The sequence below is a fragment of the Pseudomonas sp. CM25 genome, from assembly GCF_013179705.1.
GTDB lineage: Bacteria > Pseudomonadota > Gammaproteobacteria > Pseudomonadales > Pseudomonadaceae > Aquipseudomonas.
Genome location: NZ_JABMCW010000520.1, coordinates 1 through 2712, shown reverse-complemented (window position 1 = coordinate 2712; position 2712 = coordinate 1). Strand labels below are relative to the sequence as shown.

Genomic DNA, 2712 nt, shown 5'->3' with positions numbered 1-2712 from the left:
ATCATATGCCGTTGCTCGGCCAGCACCACGCTGTGTGCGCCAGGGATGCTGGCGGCAAGCTGGCGGGTCATGGCCGGGGTGGAGCCCGAGTCGAGTTCGCCGGTGGCGATCAGCGTGGGCACCTGGATGCTGCCCAGGTCGCTGGCGCGGTACATGTCCTGGGTGGCAAACAGCGAGTAAGTGGTGTGGTAGCCCTGCGGGTCGTTGCTCGCCAGCACCTGGCGAATGGCAGCGACCTGCGCCGGGTTGGCAGCCTTGTATTCACGGCTGAACCAGCGGTCCAGGGCGGCATCCACGTTTGCATCGGGGCCCAGCTCCGCGGCCTGGGCGGCGCGGGCGATAACGCCGGCACTCTGCTCGGGGGTGCGGTTGAACACGCTATTGAGCACCACCAGCGCAGCCAGGCGCTGCGGGTAATTGAGGGCGAAGGCCCGGGCAACCAGGCCACCCATGGAAAAGCCGATCACGGTGGCCTGTGGGATCTGCAGGTGGTCGAGCAGTTCGGCAAGCTGGGCGGCATAGCCTTCCAGGTTGGTGTCGGCAGCCGGCAGGGCACTTTGGCCGTGGCCGAGCATGTCATAGGCGATGACGCGGTAGTCGTTGGCCAGGCCAACGATCTGACCGCCCCACATTTCCTTGTTCAGGCCCACGCCGTGGATCAGTACCACGGGCTGGCCCTGGCCGACGGCAAGGTAGCTGGTGCCGGCAGGTGTGCGTTCAGCGACAGGCTGAATCATGGAGGGCGCTCCTTGAAGGTCGGGCGCGGCGGGTAAGCACGCCACGCCCCGGCCCGTCTTGGTTGTTGTTATTGAGCGTTGGCTTTTTCGGCAGCCAGTTCTTCCAGGTCGATGTAGCGGTTGCCGATACGCGGGTGCAGGCGGCCGCCGTCGGCTGCGCCCAGGACCACGACGATTTCGTCGGCACGCGGGGCGTCTTCGATCTGCATTTCCAGGGTGATGTAGTGCGAGCGCAGGCCTTCGTCGTCCTTCTGCATCATCGGGATCTGGATCGAAGTGCCTGGGCCGCCGCGCTTGTTGGTGAAGCTCAGGTAGCTCTTGGCCTGTACCGCTTCGCGGTAATGGTTGCCGAAGCGCAGGGTGTGGATCACCGCCGAAGCGTGCTCGATCTCGCCATCGGCGCCGACCACAGCGGCTTTACCGTAGGCTTCGATCTTGTCGGCACCGCCGATGGCGGCGGTCAGGCGCTCGACCATCAGCGCGCCCAGCTCGGAGCAGTTGGCGCGAATTTCCGGCTTCAGGTCTTCAACAAAACCGCGACCGGCCCATGGGTTCTTGATCACCACGGCCAGGCCGACCATGGTCACCGGCTTGTCGGTGGCCTTGCCGCCTTCGATGCGGGTCTCTTCGGAGTAGGTGACGATCTTGCGGATTTCGAAACTCATGGGTGGCTCCTGGTGAGGGTTATCAGCTCTTGTTGTCTGATGGTATACCATAATATTTGTTGTGCAAGAGATGTCTGGAAATTTCTCTTGCCGGGGGGACGAAAGGTGGGCTGATGCCTTGATTTCCGTGCCGTCTGTACTGGCCTCTTCGCGGGCACCACTCGAAAAAAAGCCCGCTCACGCGGGCCACAAGGGCCCACGGGAGCGGGCTGCGTCCCGCAACAATTCAGGCAATGGGAATTCAGGCGAACGCCGGTACCACTTCCTTGATGAACAGCTCCAGCGACTTCTTCTTCTCGGCGTGAGGCAGACTGTTGTCGCACCAGAAGCTGAACTCGTCGACGCCGAGCTCCTGGTAGTACTTGATGCGCGCGATGATCTCTTCCGGCGTACCGATCATGGTGTTTTTGCGGATGTTCTCCAGCTGGAACGCCGGCACTTCGGCAAACTTCGATTCCGGGCTTGGCTCAAGGAAGCCGTTGACCGGCACCGTCTTGTTGCCGAACCAGGCGTCGAAGGTGCGGTAGAAGCGCGAGATGGCCTGGGCGCCGACCTTCCAGCCTTCGGGCTCGGCCGGGCTGTGCACGTGGGTGTGACGCAACACCATCAATTGCGGGCGCGGCACGTCGGGGTTGTTGTCCAGTGCTGCCTGGAACTTGTTCTTCAGGTCCAGCACTTCTTCGTCACCCTTCATCAAGGGGGTGACCATCACGTTGCAGCCATTGGCCACGGCAAAGTTGTGCGAGTCTGGGTCGCGCGCGGCGATCCACATCGGCGGCGTAGCGTTGAATGGCTTGGGCACGCTGGTGGAGGTCGGGAACTTGTAGACTTCGCCGTCATGGGCATAGTCGCCTTCCCACAGCTTGCGCACCACCGGCACCATCTCGCGCAGCGCCTTGCCGCCGTCGGTGGCCGGCATGCCGTTGGCCATGCGATCGAACTCGAACTGGTAAGCGCCGCGGGCCAGGCCCACTTCCATGCGACCGTTGCTGATCACGTCGAGCAGGGCGCACTCGCCCGCCACGCGAATCGGGTTCCAGAACGGCGCGATGATGGTGCCGGCGCCCAGACGAATCTTCTCGGTGCGCGCGGCCAGGTAGGCCAGCAGCGGCATCGGGCTCGGCGAAATGGTGTATTCCATGGCGTGGTGTTCGCCGATCCACACGGTGCTGAAACCGCCGTCTTCGGCCATCAGGGTCAGTTCGGTCAGGTCTTCGAACAGCTGGCGGTGGCTGACCTGTTCATCCCAACGTTCCATGTGTACGAACAACGAAAATTTCATGTGGCTTTCCTCAACGCTTGAAAGTGGC

Annotated in this window: 3 protein-coding genes; all 3 read right to left on the bottom strand. The window is 62.9% G+C overall.

Annotated elements, in window-relative coordinates; all coding sequences use genetic code 11:
• Positions 1-737, bottom strand: a 737-nt coding sequence (locus tag HP546_RS28825; protein ID WP_172232853.1) for an alpha/beta fold hydrolase, incomplete at its 3' end; no start/stop codon positions are given.
• A 68-nt stretch (positions 738-805) separates the two neighbouring features.
• Positions 806-1402, bottom strand: coding sequence for an amino acid synthesis family protein (locus tag HP546_RS28820; RefSeq protein ID WP_003256068.1), 597 nt, complete (start codon positions 1400-1402; stop codon positions 806-808).
• A gap of 241 nt (positions 1403-1643) precedes the next feature.
• Entirely contained in the window at positions 1644-2684 is a 1041-nt protein-coding gene (locus HP546_RS28815; RefSeq protein WP_172232850.1) for an LLM class flavin-dependent oxidoreductase, read from the bottom strand.
• Positions 2685-2712 lie beyond the last annotated feature (28 nt).